This window comes from Aeromonas enteropelogenes (assembly GCF_000819845.1).
GTDB lineage: Bacteria > Pseudomonadota > Gammaproteobacteria > Enterobacterales > Aeromonadaceae > Aeromonas > Aeromonas enteropelogenes.
Window position 1 is genome coordinate 50,914 of record NZ_CDCG01000006.1, and the last position, 23,725, is coordinate 74,638.

At 60.3% G+C, this 23,725-nt stretch carries 34 protein-coding genes; 30 read left to right on the forward strand and 4 right to left on the reverse strand.

What is annotated here, in order from left to right:
* The 6 genes from BN1123_RS02785 to BN1123_RS02805 all read left to right on the forward strand — a co-directional run bounded on the left by BN1123_RS02785 (position 1) and on the right by BN1123_RS02805 (position 1,948).
* The gene (locus tag BN1123_RS02785) at positions 1–567 is read left to right on the forward strand and encodes a 3'-5' exonuclease (protein WP_156130338.1); all 567 of its coding nucleotides are present in this window, start codon (positions 1–3) and stop codon (positions 565–567) included.
* Positions 564–758: a hypothetical protein gene (locus BN1123_RS02790; protein WP_042025228.1), complete on the forward strand. Its 195-nt coding sequence runs from the start codon at positions 564–566 to the stop codon at positions 756–758. Before BN1123_RS02785 ends, BN1123_RS02790 begins: the two co-directional genes overlap by 4 nt.
* Positions 755–973 carry a hypothetical protein gene (locus tag BN1123_RS02795; protein WP_042025229.1) on the forward strand — a complete coding sequence of 73 codons (219 nt, stop codon included), beginning with the start codon at positions 755–757 and terminating at the stop codon, positions 971–973. The genes BN1123_RS02790 and BN1123_RS02795 overlap by 4 nt, the downstream gene beginning before the upstream one ends.
* Complete coding sequence (locus tag BN1123_RS21890) at positions 970–1,098, forward strand: hypothetical protein (RefSeq protein ID WP_268746118.1); 129 nt, start codon at positions 970–972, stop codon at positions 1,096–1,098. The genes BN1123_RS02795 and BN1123_RS21890 overlap by 4 nt, the downstream gene beginning before the upstream one ends.
* Entirely contained in the window at positions 1,091–1,423 is a 333-nt protein-coding gene (locus tag BN1123_RS02800; RefSeq protein ID WP_042025230.1) for a hypothetical protein, read from the forward strand. Before BN1123_RS21890 ends, BN1123_RS02800 begins: the two co-directional genes overlap by 8 nt.
* 90 nt (positions 1,424–1,513) lie before the next feature.
* Positions 1,514–1,948 (forward strand): hypothetical protein, encoded by a 435-nt coding sequence (locus tag BN1123_RS02805; protein WP_042025231.1) that lies wholly within the window; start codon positions 1,514–1,516, stop codon positions 1,946–1,948.
* A 78-nt stretch (positions 1,949–2,026) separates the two neighbouring features.
* Here BN1123_RS02805 and BN1123_RS20660 read toward each other — a convergent pair whose 3' ends face one another.
* The 4 genes from BN1123_RS20660 to BN1123_RS02820 are packed head-to-tail and all read right to left on the reverse strand — an operon-like array spanning position 2,027 to position 5,930.
* Positions 2,027–2,278 (reverse strand): ogr/Delta-like zinc finger family protein, encoded by a 252-nt coding sequence (locus tag BN1123_RS20660; protein WP_082037449.1) that lies wholly within the window; start codon positions 2,276–2,278, stop codon positions 2,027–2,029.
* A gap of 57 nt (positions 2,279–2,335) precedes the next feature.
* Entirely contained in the window at positions 2,336–3,352 is a 1,017-nt protein-coding gene (locus tag BN1123_RS02810; protein WP_042025233.1) for a phage portal protein, read from the reverse strand.
* 2 nt (positions 3,353–3,354) lie between these two features.
* Positions 3,355–4,119, reverse strand: coding sequence for a terminase large subunit domain-containing protein (locus BN1123_RS02815; protein WP_052449236.1), 765 nt, complete (start codon positions 4,117–4,119; stop codon positions 3,355–3,357).
* A complete protein-coding gene (locus tag BN1123_RS02820; RefSeq protein ID WP_042025234.1) occupies positions 4,116–5,930 on the reverse strand; it encodes a terminase large subunit domain-containing protein in 1,815 nt (604 codons plus the stop codon). Before BN1123_RS02820 ends, BN1123_RS02815 begins: the two co-directional genes overlap by 4 nt.
* 175 nt (positions 5,931–6,105) lie before the next feature.
* On the opposite strand from BN1123_RS02820, the gene BN1123_RS02825 reads away from it, so the two are divergent.
* The 24 genes from BN1123_RS02825 (at position 6,106) to BN1123_RS02935 (ending at position 23,523) form a co-directional block, all read left to right on the forward strand.
* Complete coding sequence (locus tag BN1123_RS02825; RefSeq protein WP_042025236.1) at positions 6,106–6,972, forward strand: GPO family capsid scaffolding protein; 867 nt, start codon at positions 6,106–6,108, stop codon at positions 6,970–6,972.
* Positions 6,973–6,981: 9 nt separating this feature from the next.
* Entirely contained in the window at positions 6,982–8,043 is a 1,062-nt protein-coding gene (locus tag BN1123_RS02830; protein WP_042025237.1) for a phage major capsid protein, P2 family, read from the forward strand.
* Between the two features lie 3 nt (positions 8,044–8,046).
* Positions 8,047–8,775, forward strand: coding sequence for a phage terminase small subunit (locus BN1123_RS02835; protein WP_042025238.1), 729 nt, complete (start codon positions 8,047–8,049; stop codon positions 8,773–8,775).
* 170 nt (positions 8,776–8,945) lie between these two features.
* The gene (locus tag BN1123_RS02840; RefSeq protein ID WP_042025240.1) at positions 8,946–9,407 is read left to right on the forward strand and encodes a head completion/stabilization protein; all 462 of its coding nucleotides are present in this window, start codon (positions 8,946–8,948) and stop codon (positions 9,405–9,407) included.
* The gene (locus BN1123_RS02845; RefSeq protein ID WP_172401207.1) at positions 9,404–9,928 is read left to right on the forward strand and encodes a phage tail protein; all 525 of its coding nucleotides are present in this window, start codon (positions 9,404–9,406) and stop codon (positions 9,926–9,928) included. The genes BN1123_RS02840 and BN1123_RS02845 overlap by 4 nt, the downstream gene beginning before the upstream one ends.
* Positions 9,925–10,611 (forward strand): phage virion morphogenesis family protein, encoded by a 687-nt coding sequence (locus tag BN1123_RS02850; RefSeq protein ID WP_042025241.1) that lies wholly within the window; start codon positions 9,925–9,927, stop codon positions 10,609–10,611. The genes BN1123_RS02845 and BN1123_RS02850 overlap by 4 nt, the downstream gene beginning before the upstream one ends.
* A gap of 4 nt (positions 10,612–10,615) precedes the next feature.
* Positions 10,616–11,740 carry a DUF2586 domain-containing protein gene (locus tag BN1123_RS02855; protein WP_042025243.1) on the forward strand — a complete coding sequence of 375 codons (1,125 nt, stop codon included), beginning with the start codon at positions 10,616–10,618 and terminating at the stop codon, positions 11,738–11,740.
* 3 nt (positions 11,741–11,743) lie between these two features.
* Positions 11,744–12,199: a DUF2597 family protein gene (locus BN1123_RS02860; protein ID WP_019838945.1), complete on the forward strand. Its 456-nt coding sequence runs from the start codon at positions 11,744–11,746 to the stop codon at positions 12,197–12,199.
* Positions 12,200–12,202: 3 nt separating this feature from the next.
* Positions 12,203–12,412, forward strand: a complete 210-nt coding sequence (locus tag BN1123_RS02865) for a TraR/DksA family transcriptional regulator (protein WP_042025244.1) — start codon at positions 12,203–12,205, stop codon at positions 12,410–12,412.
* Positions 12,413–12,433: 21 nt separating this feature from the next.
* Positions 12,434–12,760 (forward strand): phage holin, lambda family, encoded by a 327-nt coding sequence (locus BN1123_RS02870; RefSeq protein ID WP_019838947.1) that lies wholly within the window; start codon positions 12,434–12,436, stop codon positions 12,758–12,760.
* Complete coding sequence (locus BN1123_RS02875) at positions 12,747–13,208, forward strand: glycoside hydrolase family 24 protein (RefSeq protein ID WP_042025245.1); 462 nt, start codon at positions 12,747–12,749, stop codon at positions 13,206–13,208. The genes BN1123_RS02870 and BN1123_RS02875 overlap by 14 nt, the downstream gene beginning before the upstream one ends.
* Positions 13,205–13,648 carry a phage protein gene (locus tag BN1123_RS02880; protein WP_042025246.1) on the forward strand — a complete coding sequence of 148 codons (444 nt, stop codon included), beginning with the start codon at positions 13,205–13,207 and terminating at the stop codon, positions 13,646–13,648. The genes BN1123_RS02875 and BN1123_RS02880 overlap by 4 nt, the downstream gene beginning before the upstream one ends.
* Positions 13,530–13,775 (forward strand): Rz1-like lysis system protein LysC, encoded by a 246-nt coding sequence (gene lysC / locus BN1123_RS21795; protein ID WP_224212330.1) that lies wholly within the window; start codon positions 13,530–13,532, stop codon positions 13,773–13,775. The genes BN1123_RS02880 and lysC overlap by 119 nt, the downstream gene beginning before the upstream one ends.
* Positions 13,772–14,035, forward strand: a complete 264-nt coding sequence (locus BN1123_RS02890; protein ID WP_029299933.1) for a putative phage tail assembly chaperone — start codon at positions 13,772–13,774, stop codon at positions 14,033–14,035. Before lysC ends, BN1123_RS02890 begins: the two co-directional genes overlap by 4 nt.
* A gap of 50 nt (positions 14,036–14,085) precedes the next feature.
* Positions 14,086–14,220 (forward strand): DUF6890 family protein, encoded by a 135-nt coding sequence (locus tag BN1123_RS21990; protein WP_412149462.1) that lies wholly within the window; start codon positions 14,086–14,088, stop codon positions 14,218–14,220.
* Positions 14,221–14,226: 6 nt separating this feature from the next.
* Positions 14,227–16,002 carry a phage tail tape measure protein gene (locus BN1123_RS02895; RefSeq protein ID WP_042025249.1) on the forward strand — a complete coding sequence of 592 codons (1,776 nt, stop codon included), beginning with the start codon at positions 14,227–14,229 and terminating at the stop codon, positions 16,000–16,002.
* The gene (locus tag BN1123_RS02900) at positions 16,002–16,325 is read left to right on the forward strand and encodes a DUF2590 family protein (protein ID WP_042025251.1); all 324 of its coding nucleotides are present in this window, start codon (positions 16,002–16,004) and stop codon (positions 16,323–16,325) included. Before BN1123_RS02895 ends, BN1123_RS02900 begins: the two co-directional genes overlap by 1 nt.
* Positions 16,322–17,509 (forward strand): baseplate J/gp47 family protein, encoded by a 1,188-nt coding sequence (locus BN1123_RS02905; RefSeq protein WP_042025252.1) that lies wholly within the window; start codon positions 16,322–16,324, stop codon positions 17,507–17,509. The genes BN1123_RS02900 and BN1123_RS02905 overlap by 4 nt, the downstream gene beginning before the upstream one ends.
* Positions 17,502–18,185, forward strand: coding sequence for a phage tail protein (locus BN1123_RS02910; protein ID WP_042025253.1), 684 nt, complete (start codon positions 17,502–17,504; stop codon positions 18,183–18,185). Before BN1123_RS02905 ends, BN1123_RS02910 begins: the two co-directional genes overlap by 8 nt.
* Positions 18,182–19,867, forward strand: a complete 1,686-nt coding sequence (locus BN1123_RS21620; RefSeq protein ID WP_052449237.1) for a phage tail-collar fiber domain-containing protein — start codon at positions 18,182–18,184, stop codon at positions 19,865–19,867. Before BN1123_RS02910 ends, BN1123_RS21620 begins: the two co-directional genes overlap by 4 nt.
* 8 nt (positions 19,868–19,875) lie before the next feature.
* Complete coding sequence (locus BN1123_RS02920) at positions 19,876–20,472, forward strand: tail fiber assembly protein (protein ID WP_042025254.1); 597 nt, start codon at positions 19,876–19,878, stop codon at positions 20,470–20,472.
* Positions 20,469–21,350: a hypothetical protein gene (locus BN1123_RS20665; protein WP_082037450.1), complete on the forward strand. Its 882-nt coding sequence runs from the start codon at positions 20,469–20,471 to the stop codon at positions 21,348–21,350. The genes BN1123_RS02920 and BN1123_RS20665 overlap by 4 nt, the downstream gene beginning before the upstream one ends.
* Positions 21,347–21,916, forward strand: a complete 570-nt coding sequence (locus tag BN1123_RS02930) for a baseplate complex protein (protein ID WP_042025255.1) — start codon at positions 21,347–21,349, stop codon at positions 21,914–21,916. The genes BN1123_RS20665 and BN1123_RS02930 overlap by 4 nt, the downstream gene beginning before the upstream one ends.
* A complete protein-coding gene (locus BN1123_RS02935; protein ID WP_042025256.1) occupies positions 21,913–23,523 on the forward strand; it encodes a hypothetical protein in 1,611 nt (536 codons plus the stop codon). Before BN1123_RS02930 ends, BN1123_RS02935 begins: the two co-directional genes overlap by 4 nt.
* Positions 23,524–23,725: the final 202 nt, after the last annotated feature.

A 23,725-nucleotide genomic window follows, 5' to 3' on the forward strand; every position in this document is an offset into this window, starting at 1 on the left:
ATGACCGTACAACAGCAGGTATGTAATTGGCTTCTGAACTGCCAAATCTTGGACACCGAGACCACCGGGCTTGATGACCAAGCCGAGATAATAGAGATCAGCATCATCGACCAGTTTGGGGGCGTGGTTTTTGATTCCCTGGTTAAGCCACAAAAACCGATCCCGGCAGAGGCCACCGCCATCCATGGCATTACCAATGACATGGTGGCTACCGCCCCGAGTTGGGCAGACATCCATGATGAAGTGTGCCGGATTGTCAGCTGCAAGCCGCTGGTCATCTACAACGCTGACTACGACATGCGCCTGATGGCTCAGACTGCGGCGCTTTATGGGCTACAGCCGGTTACTGCCAACGCGGGGGGTCATTGCGCAATGCTGGCCTATGCCGAGTTCTATGGCGACTGGAATGACTACAAGGGCTCATATCGTTGGCAGCGCCTGACAGCTGCCGCTGCCCAGCAAGGGGTTGTGACTGACGGCCAAGCTCACCGTGCACTGGCTGATGTAATGATGACGCTGGGCGTGCTGCAAGCGATGGCTCAGCAACAGGCAGGGGGCGAAGCATGAAAATCGATGCACTGTGTTTAGCGTTTGAATCTGATGGCGTTACCTATTTCGTCAATACCAAAAAAGATGACTGGGCCCTGATCCTGCGGATGGTTCAAGGAATGTCAGCCACAGGAAAGCTTGAGGTAACTCCGGCCCCTGCCAACGTTCAGTTCACTACGCTGGCGGATGCCATCAAGGCGTCAGCATGAGAGACCCACGCAAATATCCGGTACTAGGTGATGTGATCACCCGCTTCGGTACCATCAGGGAAGTGACGGCCACCAAGCAGAACGACCGCGGAACCGTCACCCATGTGGTGTACTGCCATCCGGCGGTTGACCTACCAGAGACAGAGGCCACGATCGCCAGCTGGCGGGCGTGGGCCAAGCAAGATGCCATGGTGGTAAGGGCGGTGTGGCAATGAGCGTCCATATCGACCCGCTCGGCATCATATGGCTGATCGGCCATGTGCTGTTTTATCTGATCGTCATTCCGGACTTGTGGCGCCGTTGCGGATGGGGAAGACAGAAGGGGGCAAGGGATGAATGACGCTACCAAGCGCAAGCAGGCCCAGCGGGCAAGACGGGCGGCTCTCGGTATCAAGCGGGTGGAGGTGGCGCTCTCAGAACGGGAGCGCCAGCAGCTGGATACGCTGCGCATCGCTCGGGCTGGCAGCGGTAAACCCTACTCCGCCGACGAGTACATCAGCACACTGATCCGCCGCGACTGGGAGAAGTGGCTGGAGCAGGAGGCCAAGCTGAAAACACAGACCTGCCAGCACTGCGACTGTAAATTGCCGACCGGATGCGGTGGTACATTCAAGGGACAAGCATCGTGCTGGCACACCCAGGGCGACAAGACACTGGCCTTGTAATGGCGAAAATCGCGAAATGTGTCCGGTCACGCGCCAAGGAAGGTGCTGCTTTGATAGCATACCGTTTCAACCCCAAACGAGAACAATTATATGAAACGCGTTGCTGCAGCCAGCCTGTTGTTGCTGGCCACCTCTGCCATGGCCATCAGTGATACCGAAAAAACAGCGGTCATCGATCGCTGTAAAGACCAGATGAACCAATACGGTGCCACCATGGTGAAAGCATGTGTGGACCAGGATCTGGAAGCATATGAGCTGTTAAATGCCAATTACCAGCCCCATGAGAAGATCGTCAAGTTCTGCGTCAGAACAACCAAGCAATTCGGCTGGAATATGGTCAAAGCCTGTGCCGACCAGAATATTGAAGCGAGACAGGCTATAGTGAGCAATCAAGAGAAATACGCAAAGTACGAAAAGATTCTGGACTCCTGCGCCGACAGGATGGGAAAGATAGGGGGGTGGGTCATGATCAAGGCCTGTACCGATCAAGATATCGAAGCCGAGCAGGCCCTCTCTCAATACTGATCTTTTATACCAAGGCTTAGATAAAAATGTCGCAGCGGCCAGCCAAACACTAAGACATCACCAGAAACAAAGAGGGCGCTATTGCGCCCTCAATCCGTTCAGTACCATTTGCCGCCCCTCTGGCGTGAGTGAACCAACAAGGTTCAGTACCAACTGGCTCGCCGTTCTCGATGAAGGGCTCAGGGGATGCGAATAAGAGAGACACGCAACCCATGTGTGGCCGCACTCTGCATCTGTGCACTGACAATAAAGGTCAGAAACATCAGGGCTGAGCTTGTTGGTCTTGGTAATGCGACCACGTTGGCCACACTCTTTGCAATACACCCGCATCACATCCCCCTTTCTCTTATAAATCAACGATCTATTATGCCATAACGCACTGTTTATTTATACAGCCGACCCGATAGTTTCCCGAAAATCGACCCACAGCGCGCGGGGCAGCCCGGCACTGTTGATCGAGTCCTGCACCAGTTCGCACAGCGGCAACACCTCATTGCGGGCATAAGTGGCATCATACTTCTCGGGGTCACCAAGCCCGCCGCCACCATTTGTCGGGATGATGCCGGCCAGCGCAGCGGGGAAACGGTGGGCCGTCAGCACATCCTGGGCGGTGATCCCCTTGATGGCAGCGAACTCGTCTTTGGTCGCGATATCACCCACCGGGATCAGCTTGATGCCGTCCGGCTTGCCTTCAGGGATGTTCACGAACATCGAGCGGAAGTTACCAACCCCCTTGGAATTGGCGATCATCTGCTTCATCTCCTCCTCGGTTTCATCGTCCATGTTCGGGTCGGTGGTGTAGAAGATGAACCCCATGTGGGCGCCGTTGAGGAAGTATTTGCGGCGGAACAGGGTGGCATCCTGGTTGAGCAGGGCCGACTGCAAGCCGCCCAGATAGTCGGGCATGCCATAGACCTGCTGCTCTGGATCATACTGGGCCAGCCAAATCACATCCTCCGGCCGATAAACCAGGTTAGGCTTGCCCTGCTGCAGATAGACAAAGCACCCGTCAGCCCGGCGGCGCAGGTAGACGCTGGAAAGCGGGTGCAGCCCCACCACCTGGCCAAAGCCGTTGCGCAGCTTGAGCAGGCCACCGTCACCGAATTGCACGTAGTTGTGCACATAGGCGGTGATGACATTGCGCTGGGTGGTGAAGCGACCCGCCACCATATTGCGGCGCGCCATCAGGATCGCCCCGTGGTGGGCATTGGCCCGCGCCACCTTGGCCAGCCCCTTGCGGTCGATGGGCGGCTGGTAATATTCCCCATAGGGATTGAAGAATACCCCGGTGTAATCGGTCATCCAGGCCGTGGGGTCGATGGCCTCCGCCGTGCTGAACATCACAGATGGCCGAGGGGATGAGGTGGCCACCTGCTGGGACGTTTTTTGCTGTCGTTTGGTCATTGTTATTCCTGTGAATAGAGGTTGCACATAAAGAGACGCTCGAACACATCTTTCGGGTATTCGTCTTTCAGCTCCTCGATGTCGATGAGGTTGCAACCAAGGCGAATGGCATCCTCGATGGTGATGACGTAACGCCACTGCCGATCAGGGCAGATGCGGCCGCCGTCTCGCAACTCATCATTCCCGGGAAAATAGATCCTAAGTCGCTGGGTGAGGTTCATGTGTCGCCACGTTTCACCAGACCAGAACTGTCTTGCTGTACCGCGGCGATCAGATACTGTGGAAAAGTAAGTTTTGCGCCAGCGCTTATGCATGGCCATGGAACTGGCAAGAGATAAAATCTTTCCGCAGTCTTCAGACCAAAAGTATTCATCGACATAGACATGGCCAGCCTTGCCAGCGAACGTGTGGGAATCGAGCGAGAGAAAGTGCAACTCGGCCCCGTTAGACAGGATGATGGGGCTGCTGTCTGTCAGGGTGATACCGAGGAATCTCTGGGCAATAAAGCGGACGAGTTCGCGGTAAACATCAGCCATCTCTGGGGTGCTGGTGAGAAATATCTGGTTGTCACCGGTCAGCACAGCATCTTCCAGCGCTTCGCCGGAGAAGTAGTAAGACATGCCGACCTGATGGGCTTTCAAGATGTTTCGGGTGCGCGGCAATGCCGAGTCGTTCTTGGCATCACGACAACGAAGTTGATAGCCAAACAGGGATTTTAACCATCCATCAAAGTGCTCTTGGGTTATGTGACTGATATCGTTTTTCATGCGGCCTTCTTGCTGGTTACCCAGGTGGATTTACGTTTGCGGTTGGTATCGAGCGGCTCGTTGGCCACTGCGTGAGCGATGGCAAAAAACACGTCAGCGTGTCCGGTCACATTGTCCCGAGCGGCACGGAACGTCATCTGGCCGCCGCCAGTGGTGCTGCGCTTGATGGCGAGGAACGCCAGCGGGATATCCCGATCTGAGCCGTCCCACTCGATGCGGTTCGCCTCCACCACATCGATCATCTTGAGTACCAGCCGCGATTTGCTCTCGATGCTGTAGTTGATGGGGTGGCACACCCCTTTGAAGGTGGGCTTCAACAGGTCAAACACCCCGGAGCCGATGCCGGAGACATCGACCCCGAGATAGGTGACCCGAAACTTCTTGGCGATGCGCTCGATCTCCTGCGCCTGAAACTGGAAGTTGAGACCGCGCCAGTAGTGCTTTTCCAACACACGGAACCGCTCACCGGCGACCATGGGCGGGGCAACCACCACCAGGGTGGCGTTGTCGCGGGTGCGGCTCGGGTCGTAGCCCATCCACACCTCACGCCGCCCGAACGGGTCAGGCCGCCCGGGCTTGTAGTCCTCCCACCGGCTCGGGTCCACCCCTGCCCGCTCCATATCCTGGAACTTGAACACCGACAGGGCATCATCGATAAACCGGCACATGTAGAGGCGATCGAACACCTCTTCGGGGTACTCGTCCTTGAGCTCCTCGATGTCGATGAGGTTGCAGCCAAGGCGAATGGCATCCTCGATGGTGATGACGTAACGCCACTGCCGATCGGGGCAGATGCGGCCGCCGTCGCGCAGATCATCTTCACCAGGGAAATCGATGGCCACCCGGCTCGGGCGCTGGCCCTTCCAGCGATCCCCCGTCCAGAACCGGTACGCTTCGTGCACCTTGCTCGATGGCGTTGAAAAGTAGGTCTTGCGCCAGCGGCTCTGGGTCGCCATGGCGCTGGCCACGTCCGACAACTTCTCGAAGTTGGGGATCCAAAAATACTCATCGATGTAGACGTTGCCGGAACGGGACTGGGCGCTGTTGGAGTTGGTCGAGCAGAAGTGCAGCTCGGCCCCGTTCGACAGCACAATGGGGTTACCGGTCAGGGTGACGCCGAGGAAGGTATGGGCAATCTTGCAAATGTAGGAGCGGAACACCTCCGCCTGGGCACGGGTGGCTGACAGGAATATCTGGTTGCCGCCGGTCAGTACCGCATCTTCCAGCGCCTCACCGGCGAAGTAGTAAGTCATGCCGACCTGACGGGATTTCAGGATATTACGGGTGCGTGGCAGTGCCGGGTCGTTCTTGGCCTCGCGGCAGCGCAGCTGATAGCCGAACAAGGTACCAAGCCACTCGGCAAAGTCTGCCTCGGTGAGGTGGCCGATCTCGTTCTTGCCCTTCTTGCCACCCTTCCCTTTACGGCCTCCGCCATCCTGCCCGCCCCTGCTGCGCGGGGAACGGTCGGGGGCTGGCTCGTCACCGGATTCACGGCGGGCGGTCAGCGCCTGCTGGCGCTCGGCCCATTTGAGAGCCTTCTCTTTCAGGCTGACATGGTGCCCGACAAGTCGGTCGATTTCGTCGAGTTCTTCGGGGGTTTTCTTCTCTCGGCCAAGCAGAGAGTGCAGGCGGCGGGCAATGGCATCCTCCACCGCCTCTTCGGTCAGCAGGTCACGCCAGCCGTACTTCTCGGCCCAGAAGTAGACTACCCTGCAGGAGTTAAGGCCAAGTTCGTCCTTGATCTCCTGGGGTGTCCAGCGCTTAAGATAAAGCCCCCGCGCAGCATTGCGGATCTCTTCGGGATACGCCACGGCGCCTCCATCTTGTGAATGATGGCGCCATCATAGCCAGCCCCCCGCCCCCACTTATCGCCCTGATGTTCCAACCAATTCGGATATCCCCACGGATCCGAATTGCCTTGAACACAACCGGATGAATACCCCTTGCCGACCCGATAGCCTGAGCCCGTATCAATTGGGAGCAGGCATGAACGAATCAACCTTGAGAACTGGCTTTGTCTGTATCGCCACCGAAGGCAAAGCGGTGGATGGACGAGACATAACTCGCGAATGGCTGGTCGACATGGCCGAGACCTACGACCCGACCTATTACACCGCCGTCATCTGGCCAGAACATGATCGCTGGTCAAGCTATGGCACGGTGCAAGCACTCAAGACCGAAGAGGTAGACGGCAAGCTCAAGCTGTTCGCCGTACTCTGCCCTAATCGGGATCTTGTCTACTGGAACCAAAACGGCCAGTACCAGTTCTGCTCCATCGAGCCGTTCGAGCAATTCGCCGATCTGGGCCGCACCTATCTGATTGGTCTGGGCGTCACCGACCAGCCTGCCAGCACCGGCACCACCCAACTCAAGTTCAGCAAGAGCAGCAAGGGCCAAGTCATCGGCACCAGCGAACCGCTGGATCTCTCCATGCTCAAGCTGCCCAAACAAGAAAAGCCGGATGGCTTTATGACCAAGCTCTTCAGCTTGATGGCCAGCCATGGTGAACCTGAATCAAAACCAACCCCCAGCCATCCAGAGGATGAGGAAATGACCAAAGAACAGTTCGAACTGCTGAACGGGACTCTGACCAGTCTTGGTGCCCAGTTCGCAAGCTTCAGCGCGAAGCTGGATGCCAAACCGGAAGTAAAGACCGATCCGGTGACTGAACCGAAAGACGAAGGCGACAAAAACAAAGTCACTGATGACCAGTTCAGCAAGCTGAACGAGACCATCACTGGTCTGGCCGCCACCGTCAGTGAGCTGAAAGGCCAGATCGACAAGTTCTCCGTTGAAGTGCCGGGTCAACGACCTGATGCGCTCGGCGGTGACGATACCCCCACCGCATATTAAGGAGCGACCGTGAGTCAGACCCTAACCGTCCAGGCACGTCAGCGCCTCGAAAAATACAGTGCTGCCTTGGCCAAGACCTATGGCATCCCAGTCAACGCGCTGGACAAACAGTTCAGCGTCATCTCCGGCCCAGTGGAAACTGGCCTGCGTGCTGGCCTTCTCGCCTCTGTCGAGTTCCTGAGCCTCATCACTTGCATGGATGTGGATCAGATCAAGGGCCAGGTGGTGCAAGTCGGCATCGGCAAGCTGTTTACTGGCCGCAAGAAAGATGGCCGCTTCAACGGCAAGATCGGCGTGGCTGGCAACACCTACGAGCTGACCGAGACCGACTCCTGCGCATCACTGGACTGGGCGACCCTATGCGTCTGGGCCAACGCTGGCAGCGAGGGTGAGTTCATCAAGTTGGTCGGTGAGTTCATCAACACTGCATTCGCCCTCGATATTCTGCGGGTCGGCTGGAACGGCGTATCTGCCGAAGAGACCACCGACCCTGCGGCCCATCCGCTGGGTGAAGACGTCAACAAGGGTTGGCACCAGATCGCCCGCGAGTGGAACGGCGGCAGCCAGATCATCAAGGCGGAAGCGGGTAAGAAGATCTACTTCGACCCGGACGGCAAGGGCGATTACAAGACCCTGGATGAAATGGCGTCTGACCTGATTAACACCACCATCGATCCGCTGTTCCGCCAAGACCCGCGTCTGGTGGTGCTGGTTGGTACCGATCTGGTAGCAGCGGCTCAGGCCAAGCTCTACAGCGAAGCCACCAAGCCGAGCGAGCAGATCGCCGCCCAGAAGCTGGCAGAGTCGATTGCCGGTCGCAAGGCCTACATCCCCCCGTTCTTCCCGGGCAAGCGGATGGTGGTCACCACTCTGGATAACCTGCACTGCTACACCCAGCGCGGCACCCGCAACCGCAAGGCCGAAGATAACCAGGACAAGAAGTGCTTCGATAACCAGTACTGGCGGATGGAAGGCTATGCCCTGGGCGAGCACCTGGCCTATGGCGGCTTTGAAGAGGCAGACATCGAAATCGGTGCTGCTCCTGCCGCTCCCGCAGAAGCGGGTGCGTAAACCATGAGCTCACCCGGTCAACGTCACAAGCAGCGAGTTCATGCCATGCAGGGGGCCGAACAGGCCGCCTGCACTGGCGTGGCCACCGGTGCGGTGGCTGACAGCCTGCACCTGCAAATGATTGCCCTGGAGCAGGACATCGTTCGCCTGCGCAAGCTGGCCCGCATTGGGGACCGGGTGAACATGAAACGCGACGAGCTGATGCCCAAATACCGCCCCTATGTGGAGCGGTATCTGGCCAGCGTGGCCGAGTCCGGCCAGTCCTACCAGAACGAGCTGTTTCAAAGGCTGGTGATCTGGGCCTTCGATGTGGGCGACTTCGACACCGGCATCGCCTGGGCCGAGCTCGCCATCACTCAAGGACAGCGCACCCCGAACAACATCAAGCGCGACTGGGCCACCTTCGTGGCCGACACCGTGCTGGAGTGGGCCGAGAAGCAAGCGGCCGAGGGGCATGCCGTCGAGCCATGGTTCTCCAGGGTATTCGACAAGGTGCGCAACGAGTGGCGCCTTAACGAGAAGCTCACCGCAAAGTGGTTCAAGGCTGCGGGTTGCCTGCTGCTGCGCGACCAGGACGGCCAGCCACGCCCCAGCGCAGTGGGTGACAGCGCCACCCTGGAACAAGCAGCCCACTGGCTGATCCAGGCCGAGAAGCTGCACCGCAAAGCGGGGGTAAACACCCTGCTGCAAAAAATTGCCATGCGCCTGCGGGCGCTCAATCCGGAGCAATAAGACTCTCCGCGCCACCGCACCCCGGCGGGGAGGATAGGCAAGCCGCAAGGCCACCGCCGAATCCTGTGATCCGTGGCTTCAGGGGTGCACCTTTTCTCGCCGCGTCATCGGCGACCTGAGTGATCGGGGAAGTGGTGTTCACATTGGCAAGAATCGACAGAGGGTCAGAGATGTTTGCAGGCAAGGATATCGACTACAGCGCAGCCACTATCCGCAATGACGGGTTTTGGCCTGATGTGGCCGTGGCTGACTTCGAGCGCCGCCGCGCCCTGCCTGCCGACCTCGACCAACAGACCACAAGCGCCGCCCTGCTGGCTGCCGTCTCTGAAATCAACCTGCAACTGGAGATGCGTCAGGCCGCGCTGATGGCCGAGGGCTACGCCAGCGCCGCCGAGGTGCCGGGGCCGAGCCTTGAGGGCGGCACCAATGCGCTGACAGAGCAGTATCTGGCAGCCGTGTTTGCCCGTGCCAAAGCGGCCCTCTTGCCGGAGTTCGCCAGCGTCACCGAGCGGGCCGCCGCAAACAACCAGGTGGAGCGATCCACAGACCAACGCGCCCAGCTGCTGGCCGAGAGTCAGCAACTGGTGCGCAGTATCAAGGGCAAGCGCCGTGCGGGGGTGTCCTTGATATGAGTGAAGGCATGAACGAACAGCAGGCCCAGGGATATTTCCTCCACGCTCTCCACGCCGAGATCCTGCGGGTGCTGCCAGCCAAGTGCCACAAGCATCTGGATAGCTGGATGGAGAACGGCACCATCCGGCTGGAGCCAAAGAACATGGGCCCCACAGGGGTAGATGTGGCATGGCTCACCTATCAGGCGGTGTTCACCGTCGAGCAACTGCCGTTTCGCGAGCTGGATCCGGCCATCGTGCTGGCCTCGGTGGCCGCCTGGGTGCAGGAGCATGACGATTTTCGCGAGCAGTTCGAGCTGGCCGATCCCGAATACGCCGTCACCCCGAACGATGAGAAGACCGCCGATCTCGAGATCCAGCTCGCCTTTACCGAGCCGCTGCGCCTGATCGAACACCCCAAGGGCCCCATCAACTGGATGGGCAAACGCTGGAACGTGGCCCCGTATGAAATCTGGGTAGCTGACCACATCGATATGAACGTCGGTGACACCGGTCATCACCAGATCGGTGACCCGTCATGATCACCATCACTCTCGACACCCAGCGCAGCAAAGACCAGCTCAATCTGCTGGCCCTGCCGCCAAAGAAGCGCCAGCGGCTGGTGTGGCGAGCAGCCAACGAGATGAAGAAGCTGGCCGCCCGCAACGTGCGTCAGCAGCAAGACCCCAACGGCAATGCCTGGGCACCACGAAAACGGGGCAAGCGCAAGATGCTGCGCGGCCTGCCAAAGCTGCTGGTGATCCATGAGCCAAGCCAGGACGTGGCTGAACTCGGGTTCAAAAAGGGCTCGATGAATGTTCATGCCGGGGTAGTCGCCAACACCCACCAGAAGGGACACACCTACAAGGTGACCGCGGCCAGTCGGCGCCGTATCGCCTCCAGCGATGGCGGCAAGAACAAGCAGGCAAGCAAGGCGCAGGCCCGCAAGCTGCGCGAGCTCGGCTTCAAGCGTCCAGGCAAGCGCAAGCGGGCATACCGCTCTGCCTCGCTCGGATGGATAACCGGAAATCTCAACTACGCGCAAGCGGGGTTGCTGATCAAGAAGCTCAAGGACGAGCCGGTGAAAGAGAGCTGGGAGATTGAGCTGCCAGCCCGCCCGTTCCTCGGCGCCAACACCAAGCAACGAGAGCAAGCCTTTGCCCGTGCCCTGCAAAGCATCAACTACGGCTGGGACGTCAACAAGCAAGAGATGAAGAGGAAATAACGCCATGTGGCCTTATGTACAGATCAACAACTTGAACCAGATGCAGGGGCCCGTGACGGAAGTCGAGCGCCACCTGCTGTTCATTGGCACCGCGCCGACCAACACCGGCAAGCTGCTTTCGCTCAACACCCAGAGCGACTTCGACAAGCTGCTGGGCGAGGCCGACAGCGAGCTGAAAACCAACCTGCAAGCCGCCATGGTCAACGCCGGTCAGAACTGGACGGCTGCCGCCTTTGTGCAGCCAACCGACATGGACTGGAAAGATGCCGTCCGTGAGGCCCAGAAGACCCAATCATTCGAGGGCTGTGTGGTACTGGGTCAGGAGTGGGACGAGGCGAAAATCAACGCGGCCCACGCCCTCAACCAGGAGCTGATCGCCAAGTGGGGTCGATGGCAGTTCATGCTGCTGGTCGTGGCGGGCATCGTCACTACCGCAGAAGGTGGCCAGGACTGGAGCGAGTACGAGGCTAAGCTGGTCGCGCTGCAAGATGGCATCAAGGCCGAATCCGTCACCCTACTGCCGCAGCTGTGGCCGAACCTCGCCGGGGCCTATGCCGGTCGCCTGTGCAACCGTGCCGTGAGCATTGCCGATACACCTTGCCGGGTACAGACCGGCGCTTTGGTTGGGCTGGGTAACAAGCCAAAGGACAAAGACGGGGTCGAGCTGCCGCTGGCAACCCTGCAAACCCTGGAACAGAACCGTTATTCGGTGCCGATGTGGTACCCGGACTATGACGGCATCTACTGGGCCGATGGCCGCACCCTGGACGCCGAGGGCGGAGACTACCAGGTGATCGAAAACCTGCGGGTGGTCTACAAGGTCGCCCGCCGGATGCGGGTACGAGCCATTGCCCGAATCGGCGATCGCTCGTTCAACTCCACCCCGGGCAGCACGGCCGCCGCCATCCTCTACTTTGGCAAAGACCTGCGCACCATGGCCAAGGCAGCCACCATCGATGGTAAGCCGTTCCCGGGCGATATCGCCTCCCCCAAAGACGGCGATATCACCATCCAGTGGATCGATAAAAACCACGTCTCCATCTACGTGAAAGTCCGCACCGTGGACTGCCCCAAGGGGATCGATATCAACATCATGCTCGATTTGAGCATCAACAACGGGGAGGGCTAACCCATGACCAGACGCATTTCAGGCCAGAGCTTCGATACCGAACTGATGGGCGCCATGGTGCACGTCGAGAAAGCCAGCCTATCCATCACCGACAACAGCGCCGTGGCGCAAACCCGTGGGATTCCTGACGGCTATGTCGATGGGGATGTGGCCGCAGAGCTGGAGTTCGAGCTCGATGCCAAGAACTTCACCCTGCTGAGCGATGCCGCCAAGCGGGCCGGTAGCTGGCGCGGGATGAAGCCTGACGATGTGCTGTTCTACGCCGACACCGGCGACGAACAGATGAAGGTGGAAGCCTTCGGCGTGAAGCTGCAGATCTCTGACCTGCTGGATGTTGACCCCAAGGGGGGCAGCAAGGGGGTGCACAAGATCAAGGGTTTCGTCACCTCCCCCGACTTCGTTCACATCAATGGCGTGCCGTACCTCTCCGAAGACGACACCCGCCACATGAAGGGCTAACGGATGGATCTGATCGACCGTGCCACCCAACACGCCGAGCGGATGCTGGCGGCCCAGCTGGATAACCAGCTAGGCCGCAGCCACCACCAGGGCGAGAGCCTGCACCACTGCGAGGAGTGCGGCGATCCGATCCCGGAAGCGCGCCGCCTGCATGTGCCGGGTGTGCGCCTGTGTGTCAGCTGCAAGAGCCGCGCAGAACGGCGCGGGCAATAACGAGAACGGGATATGAACCCTATGCCAAACAAAGACCCCACCCTCTGGGCTGCCCTGCTGGCCTGGTTGATGGATAACTGGCCCGCCGTTTCCGGGGCTCTGCTGGCGTTGAGCATTTCATTTATGCGCATCACCTATGACGGCGGCAGCGGGCGCCGCCGCCTGATCGAATCAACCATGTGCGGCCTGATCACCTTGGCCGCCGCATCCGGTACCACCCTGCTCGGCGTCCCCTATGAAGCAGCCCCGTTTATCGGCGGTGTGGTGGGGCTGCTCGGGGTAGACATCATCCGCGAGCGGGCCAAGTTGGTGTTCAACAAGAAGGGAGACAGCAATGCCGCGCAGTAACTGCCACCCGCAGGTGGCCGCCTTTCTCGACATGATCGCCTTTTCAGAAGGCACCAAGGGCCGGGGCGATGACGGTTACAACAAGCTGGTCAATCCGGCGGGGTTCTTCACCGACTACCGCACCCATCCGAACGTGCTGGTGCAGGTCAATCAGACCCTGAAAAGCACCGCTGCGGGCCGCTATCAGCACCTGTCAAAGCACTGGGCCCACTACCGCGATCAGCTCGGCCTGCCGGACTTTGGCCCCGAGTCGCAAGATGCCTGGGCAATCCAGCTGATCCGCGAGCGCAAGGCACTGGACGATGTGCTCAAGGGCCGCATCAGCCAAGCGATCGCCAAGTGCGCCAACATCTGGGCCAGCCTGCCGGGCGCCGGTTATGGCCAGCGCGAACACAAGCTGGCTGATCTGCTGGCCAAGTTCACTGAGTTCGGCGGGGTGCTGGCATGAACATCCTCAAGGAGTTGTTCTCCAACGTGCTGTTCGTACTGGTGCTGGTCCTGCTGGTAACCATACGAGCAGGCTATGGGGTGCTAAAAGAACGCACCAAGGCGCTGGCTGATGCCGACAGCACCATCAGCACCTTGCAGTTGGCTAACCAGTTGATGGCCGAAGACCTCGAAACTCTCTCGAAGAAGGAATCGGGCTTGCGCGCCCTGCTTGAACACCAGAACGCCGCCTTGGCCGATCTCGACCAACAGAACAGGAAGACCGCCGATGAACTGCAACAAGCCTTGGCCACGCCACCGGAAGGCCGCCCGAACTGCGCTAGTGAGCCTCTGCCTGTTGGCGCTCTGCGCCTGCTCCAGCCAGCCCCAGACCGTGGTGCAAACCAAGGTGGTGAAGCGGCTACCGCCGCCGGGGCTGGTACCAAACTGCCCGGAACCTGAATTCACGGGGACGACCTACGGTGATGCCGTGCGGTTTATCCCCACCCTGCAGATGGCCATGCGCCGCTGCCAAACCCAAATCAACACCCTGAACCATTGGATTGAACAAGAGGAAACCACCCCATGACCACACCCATCATCACCCTGGACGTTGCCGGTAAAGAGTTGAAGTTCGCCCCCACCATGGTGGCCTACAACGGCTTTATCAACGACATGATGCCAAGCGACAAGGTAGCGCCGGCCCACAACTACCTGAAAAAGATCGTCTGCCAGGAGAGCAAAGAGGCGCTCGATGAGCTGCTCAAACGCCCGGGCGCGGCGCTGCAGTTGGCGGGTGCCATTAACCAGCAGTTCGCCCCCGATCTGGAGATCACCGTAAAAAACTGACGGCGCGCGCCGAGGCCATCGAGCGCAATCACCTGGAGCAGGCGCTGGCGCTGCGGCGCCACTACCTGCCCCATGACGATGACGATATCGACAGCCTGGCCCGCGCTATCTGGTTAGACAAGCACGTAAGAGAGTCCCACACCGCCGCAGTGGCCGAGGGCATCGCCAAAGCATTCAACGGATAACGGCCTATGAACTGGATGGAAAAATTGATGATGCAGGTGACTTTGGTGGATCAGGTCACCAAACCCCTTGCAGGCATCAATGCCCAGATGGACAAGGTCAGCAAGGCAGGCCGTCAGGGCTGGAGCAGCATGGCAATGGGGGCCACCACGGTGGCCGCCGGTGGCATGGCGATCCAGTCTGCTCTGGGCCCAGCCATCGAAATGGATCGGGCGCTGGGTGAAGTGGCCTCGCTCGATGTGAAAAAGGATGTGCTCGGGGCGTTGGGGCGCGAAGCTCTGGCCCTATCGGTGAAGTACGGCGAATCGGCAACCGAGATTGTCCGTTCCTCCTACGATATCCAATCCGCGATCGCGGGGCTGGAGGGTAACGAGTTGCCCGCCTTTACCCGCGCCTCCACCACCTTGGCCAAGGCGACCAAGGCCGACACCGCCACCATCACCAACTACATGGGCACCATGTACGGCATCTTCGAGCAGCAGGCCAAGATGATGGGTAAAGCCAACTGGGTGGAAGACTTGGCAGGCAAGACCGCTACAGCGGTGCAGATGTTCAAGACCACAGGCCAGGGCATGGCCGACGCGTTCGGGGCAATTGGCGCCAACGCCACCGCCGCCGGGATCTCGATGGATGAACAGTTCGCCGTGCTCGGCCAGCTGCAAGCCACCATGAGCGGCGGCGAGGCCGGTACCAAGTTCAAGGCGTTTCTGGCTGGTGTGGGCGGTGCCCAGAAGGCTCTGGGTCTGCAATTCACCGATGCAGCGGGAAACATGCTGCCGGTGCTCACCGTGCTGGACAAACTCAAGGCACGCTATGGCGAAACCCTGAGCGTGGCCGAGGGTGACGAGCTCAAGAAGGCATTCGGCTCGGATGAGGCGGTCAGCATGATCAAGCTCCTGATGACCAACACCAAGGGACTCGCCACCAACATCAACGCGCTGGCCAACACCCACGGCATGGGCAAGGCCGAACAGATGGCCGCAGCCATGACCGACCAGTGGCAGCGGGTCGAGCAAGCCTGGTTTGCCATTCGCGCCGCCGCGTTCGGGGTAGTGTTGCCAGCCATCAATGCCGTGGTGGGCGCCTTTGCAGATGGCGCCAACGATGTGCTGCGCTGGACGCACCTCTTTCCGAACCTGACCAAGCTGATCAGCTATGCCGCGCTGGCAATCGTGGGTTTGAGCATGGTTACCGGCACTTGGATGCTGGTTGCCGGTATCGCCAAGCTGGCCACGCTGGGGCTAGGTATTGCCTGGTCAATCATCATTGCCCCGCTCAACCTGCTGAAAGCAGGCCTTGCATCGTTTCGCGCCATCATGCTGGCCGTCAACATCGCCATGTATGCCAACCCTGTCGGGCTTATCGTGGCGGGCATCGTGCTGCTGATTGGTGCGGTGGCAGCAGTCATCTACTACTGGGACGACCTGAAAAAGACCTTCTCTGACTGGGGCGTGTTCCAGTTGCTAGGCAAGTCCATCGACTGGCTGATCGACAAGCTGAACATGATCCCGGGCGTCAACATCGAAGCGGGATCGATGCCGGACTTGAACCTGCCGAACCCTGCCAACATCAACGCACCGCTCGCTCGCTATCGCGAAGGGAGCAATGGCTCAGGAATTCCGTCCGGTGGTCTGGGCCAGCAGCTGATCCAGGCCAACGCCGCCGCGACCAGCGCCAACCAGAAACCGGCAAAAGCTCTGAGCATCGGGGAAGTTCATAACCACTTCCAGAACCCGATGACCCCTGAGCAGATGGCCGAAAACGCCTGGCTGGAGACCCCGTGATGAGTGATGCCAAGTACATCGATATTTGGGTGGTAGACGGGGCATGGCAGCTCGATGCCGGTGGCCAGCCCCGTTACACCCAAGACCGCCACAGCATCGGTCAGGACATCAAGCACCGGATCATGGAGTCCGGGCTGGCCCGCAAGCTGATTGGCGAGCGCAGCCCGACCCTGCGCGCCGATGTGATGACCGAGATCGAGCTGCTGGTTGAGAACGACGAGCGACTGGTGCCGGGCACCATCGTGATCAGCGAAGAAGCCCCCGAGCGGGTACTGGTCACCGCTCGCACTTATGAATTTGGCGATCTGGAGGTAACCCTGTGAACCTGCGCCCCAACGTGGATTTTATGACCCTGCTGGCCGAGACCGGCGTGCCGACCACCGAGCAGGCCATGGAGGCAGAGCTCAAGAAAGAGGTCGAGGCCGCCGGCTCCCTTATCACCAACGACAGCGATGTGAGCCCATTCTGGCGGCTGGTACGCGGCGTGGTGATTACCCCGGCGCTCTGGCTTATCCGCACTCTACTGGCAGGTCACGTGCTGCCAAACACCTTTGCCGCTACCGCCACCGATGCCTATCTCGACCTCAAGGCGTGGGATGTGGACTTGACCCGCAAGGGCGCCCAGAAGACCCGCGGGGTGATCAACTTCGTCAAGGCCAACCCGAGCGAAGCAGCCACCATCCCGGCCGATATCTGGATCAGCACCGAGCGCATCAACGGCACCATCTATCGGGTCAAGCCGCTGCAAGCGGTGGTGAGCCCTGCCGGTGAAGCGGTGGCTCGCGTGGTGTGCGAGGCAGAGTTCGCGGGCGCCGCCTGGAATCTGGCGCCGGGCTATTACAACCTGCTGAGCGAACCGGTCACCGGCATCTTGTCGGCCCGTAACGATGACAAGGAGTGGATCACCACCCAGGGGGCCGATGCCGAGAGCAACGATGCGCTGGGGCTGCGCATTCAGAACCAGTTCTCGGCAGTAGGTCGCTATCACATCGATGCCATTTACCGCTCGATGCTGGCAAGCGTCGCGGGCATTCGGGCCGATCACATCTTCTTCGAGCATGAAGCGCCGCGGGGCCCAGGTACCGCCAACGCCTACATCCTGCTGGAGGTGGGCGCCACACCGGCCAGCCTGATTGCCCAGCTTAACGACTACGTGGGCCGCCAGGGCAACCATGGCCACGGAGATGACCTCTTTGTGATGGCGATGCCGGAGACCCAGCACAGCCTCACGCTGGAGCTGTGGCCGGTGGCCAACCTCAACGACGACCAGAAAGCCGCCCTCAAGCAGGGCGCGGAATCGCTGGTAAAAGCGGCGTTTCGCCAGTCGGCGGATTTTCCGGCCGTGACCAGAACGTGGCCACAGGCCAGATTCTCCATTTCACAACTGGGCAAAGAGCTGCATAGCCAGTTCCCGCACCTGCTGAGCCTCAAGTTTGGGCAGGAGGATATCGTCTCGGGGATCTCCATCCCGCGTCTGACCGCGCTGGAGGTCACCCTGCATGACTGATTCACCCCGCATAGATCACAACGCCAATGCACCGGCCATGCCCAATGCGTCTGCCCCGTGGTGGGAAGATGGCCAAACCATCACCGATGGCGTGAAGGAACCCGCCTTTTTGGCGCGCGGTGTCATGGAGTTCTGGCAGTCGATCCGGCGCTGGTTGCTGGCGCCGCTGGCAGAGCAAGACCCGCTGACCTGCTCTCTCTCACTGCTCAACCTGCTGGCATGGGAGCGGGACATTACCCGCTTTGAATCTGAACCGCTGGAGCTGTTTCGCAAGCGGGTCAAGTTCGCCTTTGTGAATGCCCGTGACGCGGGAGAGGTCGCCGGATTCAAGCGCATATTCGAGCGCCTGGGCATCGGCTGGTGTGACATCCACGAACGGCAAGCCGGTGCGCCGTGGGACGTCATCACCATCGAGGTGACCGATAGCAGCATCGCCAACAACCAGAAGCTGATGGAGACGCTGATCCAGCACTATGGCCGCACCTGCCGCCGCTATCGCTTTCAGGTGGTTTACCCGGTCGCCGGTCACATCGGCTATGGCCAGTTTGATATGAGTCAGGAGGTATTTGCCGCCAGCCTCACCCCGCACAAAGCCAGATATCGGCTGGCACCTGGACACATCCAGATGATCCAGCACGTCTATGGCGCAACGCTGAAAACCAAGGAGACCCGATGAGCCAAGTCATCACCAACGCATTCGAGACCTATTGGCAAGGCTGCCTCACCGATCAGGTGCCAGTGGTGCTCGATGAGGTCGTGCTGGCGGATATTCCCAATCTGGATATCACCGCCCCCATCGACCCGAATACCGGCCTGCCGCCGCAGGCGCAGATTGTCCATCGCCATCCGGTGGATCAGCGCGGCCGCATCAACAACAACGCCGTGGCGTATTCCATCGTGATGGATACCACAGTGGGCAACTTCTCATTCAATGCCATGTATCTCATCAACAAGGCCAGCGGCATGGTCGGGATGATTGTTTACAAGGGGCGAGAGACCAAAACCAAGACTGACCAGGCGACAGGTACCACCGGCAACAGCCTGGTGAAATCGATGCTGATGGAGTACGACCAGGCGGCCACCGCCACCGTGACCACCGTTGAGGCAGGCACCTGGCAGATTGACTACTCCGCCCGCCTGCTCGGCATGGACGAACAGCTGCGCCTGCAAGCGATCGCCTGCTTCGGGTCATCGGCCTTCTTTGGCGACGGATTCAAGCTGATCAACAAGGCGGGCAGCTACAAAGTGCAGCCGGGGGTGGCCATGGTCGGCGGCCTGCGTATTCAGCTGGATGCTGAACTGGCTGTGACGGTTGGGGCCAAGCCGGTCGGAGTGTGGGTGGATGTGCATCACGCCGGCACCATCCTGAGCCGCTGGGATAACCATATCGAGTTCAAGACCAGCACCACAGAGCTGACTGATTACACCGACAGCAACGGCTATCGCCACTATGTGGCCAAGCTGGGGGTTGTCGAAGCCAACGCAACCGTCACGGACAAGCGTCCAGCCAATGAGTCTGCCGACCTGTGGGCCGCGTTGGAGGCGCTTCGCAAGCAGACGGAGCAAAGCGCCAGTGACATGGCGAAAGCGCTGGCAGACCATGCCAAGGGGAGAAACCACCCATCTGCCACCACCACCGAACAAGGGATGGTACGACTGGCCACGGTAGAGGAAGCGCTAGCCGGAAATAGTAACACCCTCGCAGTGACACCTGAGGGGCTGGATGCGGTGATCGGGGAGAGATTCCTGGCCGCGGGCTCGGCGTTACCAGCAACGAACATCGGCCCGATCTGGCATGACGACTATGCCAGTTGGATGACATGGCAGGTATTTACCAAGAATGGGGCGGATTATCGGGGGTATGCCTCGGTGGATCTCGGTGCCCTGCTGCTCGATACACAGCCGACCCCACGACAAGGCTACATCAAGTCGGGCGTGCAAAACCTCTCTCGCACAACCTATGCCGCTTTGCGCGCCTGGGCAATGCACCACGGTCGAATGGTTGCGCCTGCTGCATGGCAAGCAGGCTCGATTGTATGTGCAGACAATGCAGACAACTCGACATTTCGGGTATACGACGTGCGCGGCGAGTTCATTCGGGCGTTTGATGACGCCAGAGGGGCAGACCCGGCGCGTGTTTTCGGCAGCTGGCAGAACGGGACGCACATCACCGGGGATCTCGATATCTCCCCAACAGTGCATGGCATTGGAAACCTAACGTCAACAAACGTTGATCCGGCTGATGGTGTTCCTAGACAAATTTTTACCATCAACCCGACCGGTCAATCTACGACAGAGGGCTATTGGGGCAGGGTTAGACCTAGCAACACGGCGCTTTTGGCAACAATAAAGTATTAAGGTGGCTCATGATTATCTATCACTATGACCCGCGCACTGGTTGCGCAATGGAACAGGGCGTTGCAGACATTAGCCCGCTGGATAACGCCGCCCTGATGCCCGCATTTTCTACCAAGACCCCTCCGCCTGATGAACTTGGTGAGCATGAGTGCGCCCGGTATTTAACAGCTACCGCTGTAGTGCCTGTGTGTCACGATGATGGTAAATGGGTGCGCTCACCAGACTGGCGGGCTGTACCGCTATGGAGTACGAAAAGCGGCGCGCCGGTGTCGATCACTGAACCGGGGGTAACGCCTCAACAAATCGATGCGACAACAGAGCCATATCCGGGCCCCAGCTATATCTGGCGCGATGAACAGTGGCAGGAAGACCCTGCGATAAAGTATCAGCTTGCCGAACAGGCGGCGGAACAGGAACTGGCCCAGCGTCAGGCATACGCCAGTATCGAGATATCACGTATCAAACCTGCGGTTGATGGTGGCTACGCCAAACCAGAGGATGCTGCACTGTTGCCACAGTTGCAGCGTTATCTCTACGAACTGCCGGATGTGAAAGGGCAAGCCGGGTGGCCGTTCTCTGTTGCATGGCCGGAGATACCGCAGTGAGTTGGACGCAAGGAGCGCTGCACTGGCCAACAAGCGTCGAGGCGATACACACCAGCGCCAGCGGGGTGCTTGGCCAACTGCCAGACAGCCAGGCTGGCGCCGTGGCCCGCTTGCAAGCTATGGCGCCAAGGGCACAATACCGCCCCACGTCTATCAGCCAAGCCGCTGCCGCGTTGGCAGGGCTGCGGGTTGAGCTTGATCGGCTGCTGGTCACCGGTCGCTGCATGACCGTGACCCCCTATCAGCATGGGGTGGGCCAGCACCAGGGCAACCAGTACAGCCTCGCCGCCCCCAACGCGGTGGCCACCCTTGCCGCCAAGTTGCAGGACGGGGCCGATCCCTTGCTGCCGACTGGCCAGCTGCACGCCATCGCCTGGCTGGTCACCGGTAACAGCGAAACCGCGCTGGCCGATGCGTTGGCGCCGCTTTGCGCCATCCTGCCGCTGCCGGAGTGGTGCGCGGCTCTGCGCCGCCTCACAGCCAGCAACGATGCCATGAGCAAACCCACCGCCGCCAAGGTGCCACGCTGGAAGGCTGATGAGCCGCTGGTATGGGATCCGCTGCGCTCGACTCGCTCACTGCTCGGGGGCGAGATCGCCCAGCTGGAGAGCCTGGCACAGGGGGCCACCACCCCGATCGCCCAACTGGCCACCCTGGCAGAACGACGCTCTGCCAGACTGACCGAGCTCGAACAGGCACTGGGAAAGCTGACGGCCATCAGTGGCCAGCTGTGGCACTGGCAAGCACAAGGTGATGCTGCAAGCCTGGCCGCCCAACTGGGCCAGAGCAGCCCGCCAGACCATAGCCACAGCGTGACGGTCGGCGCCCTGCTGCTCTCCCCCTCCCCGCTCACCTTCTGGCAGGAGTTAACCCGATGAGCCAAACCGCCATGCTCACCCTGGACGGTGAGCCGATTGTGATGAAGTCGATGCGGATCTCTGTATCGATGCAGTTTCAGGACAAGGACAGCAGCGGCCAAACCAGCTCGACCAGTAGTTCGGAGCAGGGGGAAAAGGCCAAGGAGCTCGATGTCTCTGGCCTTGTTCCATTCAATGACGAGAAGACCCTCGGACGCTTGTTTGAGCTGGCCGATGCTAAAGGCGATGGCGGCAAGCGCCATATCTACCGGGTCGGGTCGCTGCTGGCCAAGTCGGTTAAGGTGCGTCAGGCCAAGTTCGCCGGGCGCATCACCGCCAGCGAGCAGGAGGGTCTGCTGGCGTGGCAAGTGCAGTTCACCCTGCGCGAGCACAACTCGGTGCCAGAGAAGCGGGAACAGCGGATGCCAAAGGCACCGGCCACCGTAGGCCAGAGCACAGCGAATGCCAAACCGGCCAAGCCTGCCGACAGCAACAATGGGAAACCAGCCACTGAGCAAGAGCAACTGAGCTCATGGGAGCAGGCCATCAAGGGACTTGATGACAAACTGGGAGACGTGATGGCGTGAAACTATCGACCTATCTCACTCTGGGCGGCCAACCGGCCAACCTCATCGACCACGATATCGTGCTTGATATCTCCGCTGGAGGTCGTGCCGCCATCACCATCGAGGGGGCCGCAAAGAAGGGGCAAACCCTGACCGTGGATCTCGGCTACAACGGAGAGCTGCGCCGCTGGTTTACCGGATATGTCTATGACGTGCAGCCCGCCAGCAATGGCGCCAGCAAGCTGCTTTGCCGAGAGCTGGCAGGGATACTGGGGAGTGCATTTCCGGTCAGCCTTCAGCATGCCACCCTGCGCGGTCTGCTGGCCTGGTTGAGCGACCAGACCCAACTCACCTTTTTGCTGCCGGATGGGGCCGACTATACCGATCGGCCGATCCCCAACTTCACCAGCGCCGGCACCGGCTATCAGCTGCTCAACAACGCCGGTCGCGCCTTTGCGGTGCCGGACTTCATCTGGCATCAGCAACCGGATGGCGCCATTTTCGTGGGCAGTCATGCCCATAGCCGTTGGGCGGATAAGCCAGTGGAGCTGGATCCGGCTTTCTCTGGCCGCCAGGCGGGCAACACCCTCACCACCGCACCGATCCCGGCCATGCGCCCGGGCGCACTCGTCAACGGCAAGCGGGTGGAACGGGTACGCCTGAAGGGTGACGAGATGACCCTCACCACGGCAACACCAGGTAAACCGGTGAAGTCGCCGGAGCGGCGCAAGATGGAGGGCGAGTTCCCCGAGCTGGCCGACAATATGCACCTGCCCAAGTTCGGGCGGGTAGAAGCCATCAGCGACAGCGCGGCCGCTGGCCAGCTCAATGATCCGTTTCGCCCGCGCTATGCGGTGGACGTGCAACTGCTGGGCGAGGATGGCCAGCCGGACAAGGCAGCCCCACTCTATCGCGCCGTGCCGCTGCCGGTGATGTTCGGCGGGCCCGAGCAGGGGATGATGCAATTCCCCATCGAGGGAACCATAGTGGAGCTGGGGTTCGCCTTCGGTCGCGCTGACCGGCCATTCATTCGCACCGTGCTGGGTACCGGCTGGCCGCTGCCGGACATCGCCCCGGGCGAGCAGCTCCAGCAGCTGCGGGCCGAGGTGTTCAGCCGCACCGATACCGTAGGCAACCAGAGCCGCCATACCGACCGCCGCCAGCATGACAAGGCGCTGCTGATACACCGCGAGGCGGATGACTACCTGGGCGAGTTCGGCCAGCACCGCCTCACCACCCATCAACACAGCGTGGAGCAGATCGGGGCGATGAAGCGCATCGAGGCGCTCGGGGCCATTGAACTGCTGGCCGGAGATGACTTGATGGCGGGGAGCCTGGGCAACATGAGCCACACCGCAGCCGGTGATCTGGTGGAGGTGATCGGGCAACTGCGCCGCAGTGTGGCCGGAGAACTCCAGCACTTCGAGGCACCCCGTTCGTGGATGGGTAGCGAGGGGGTGAACATCTTCGGGCTGCTGCTACAGCTGATGAACGTGGTGGAGCAGCTGGCCGCCTCTGCCGCCAGTCACAACCACGGTGGACCAGGGCCAACCAATGCCACCGCATTCAGCAACCAGAGCCAGAAGGCCGCAGATCTGGCGGCAACCCTATCCCCCATCATCGAATAACCCACCGAGCAAACAAGCAAAGAAGGCCCCGCATCTGCGGGGCCTTATTCTATCTGCCTGACAGCGCCTGAGCATGGCCAGGGAAGGACGCCGCATGTTAGGGGCACCATCAGGCAGGCGCACAGCATACGTGAAGCACAGGGCCGCGCACAGCCGCCAGCGCATGCCAGAGAAGCCCACGGCGGCGGCGGCGTCACGGAAT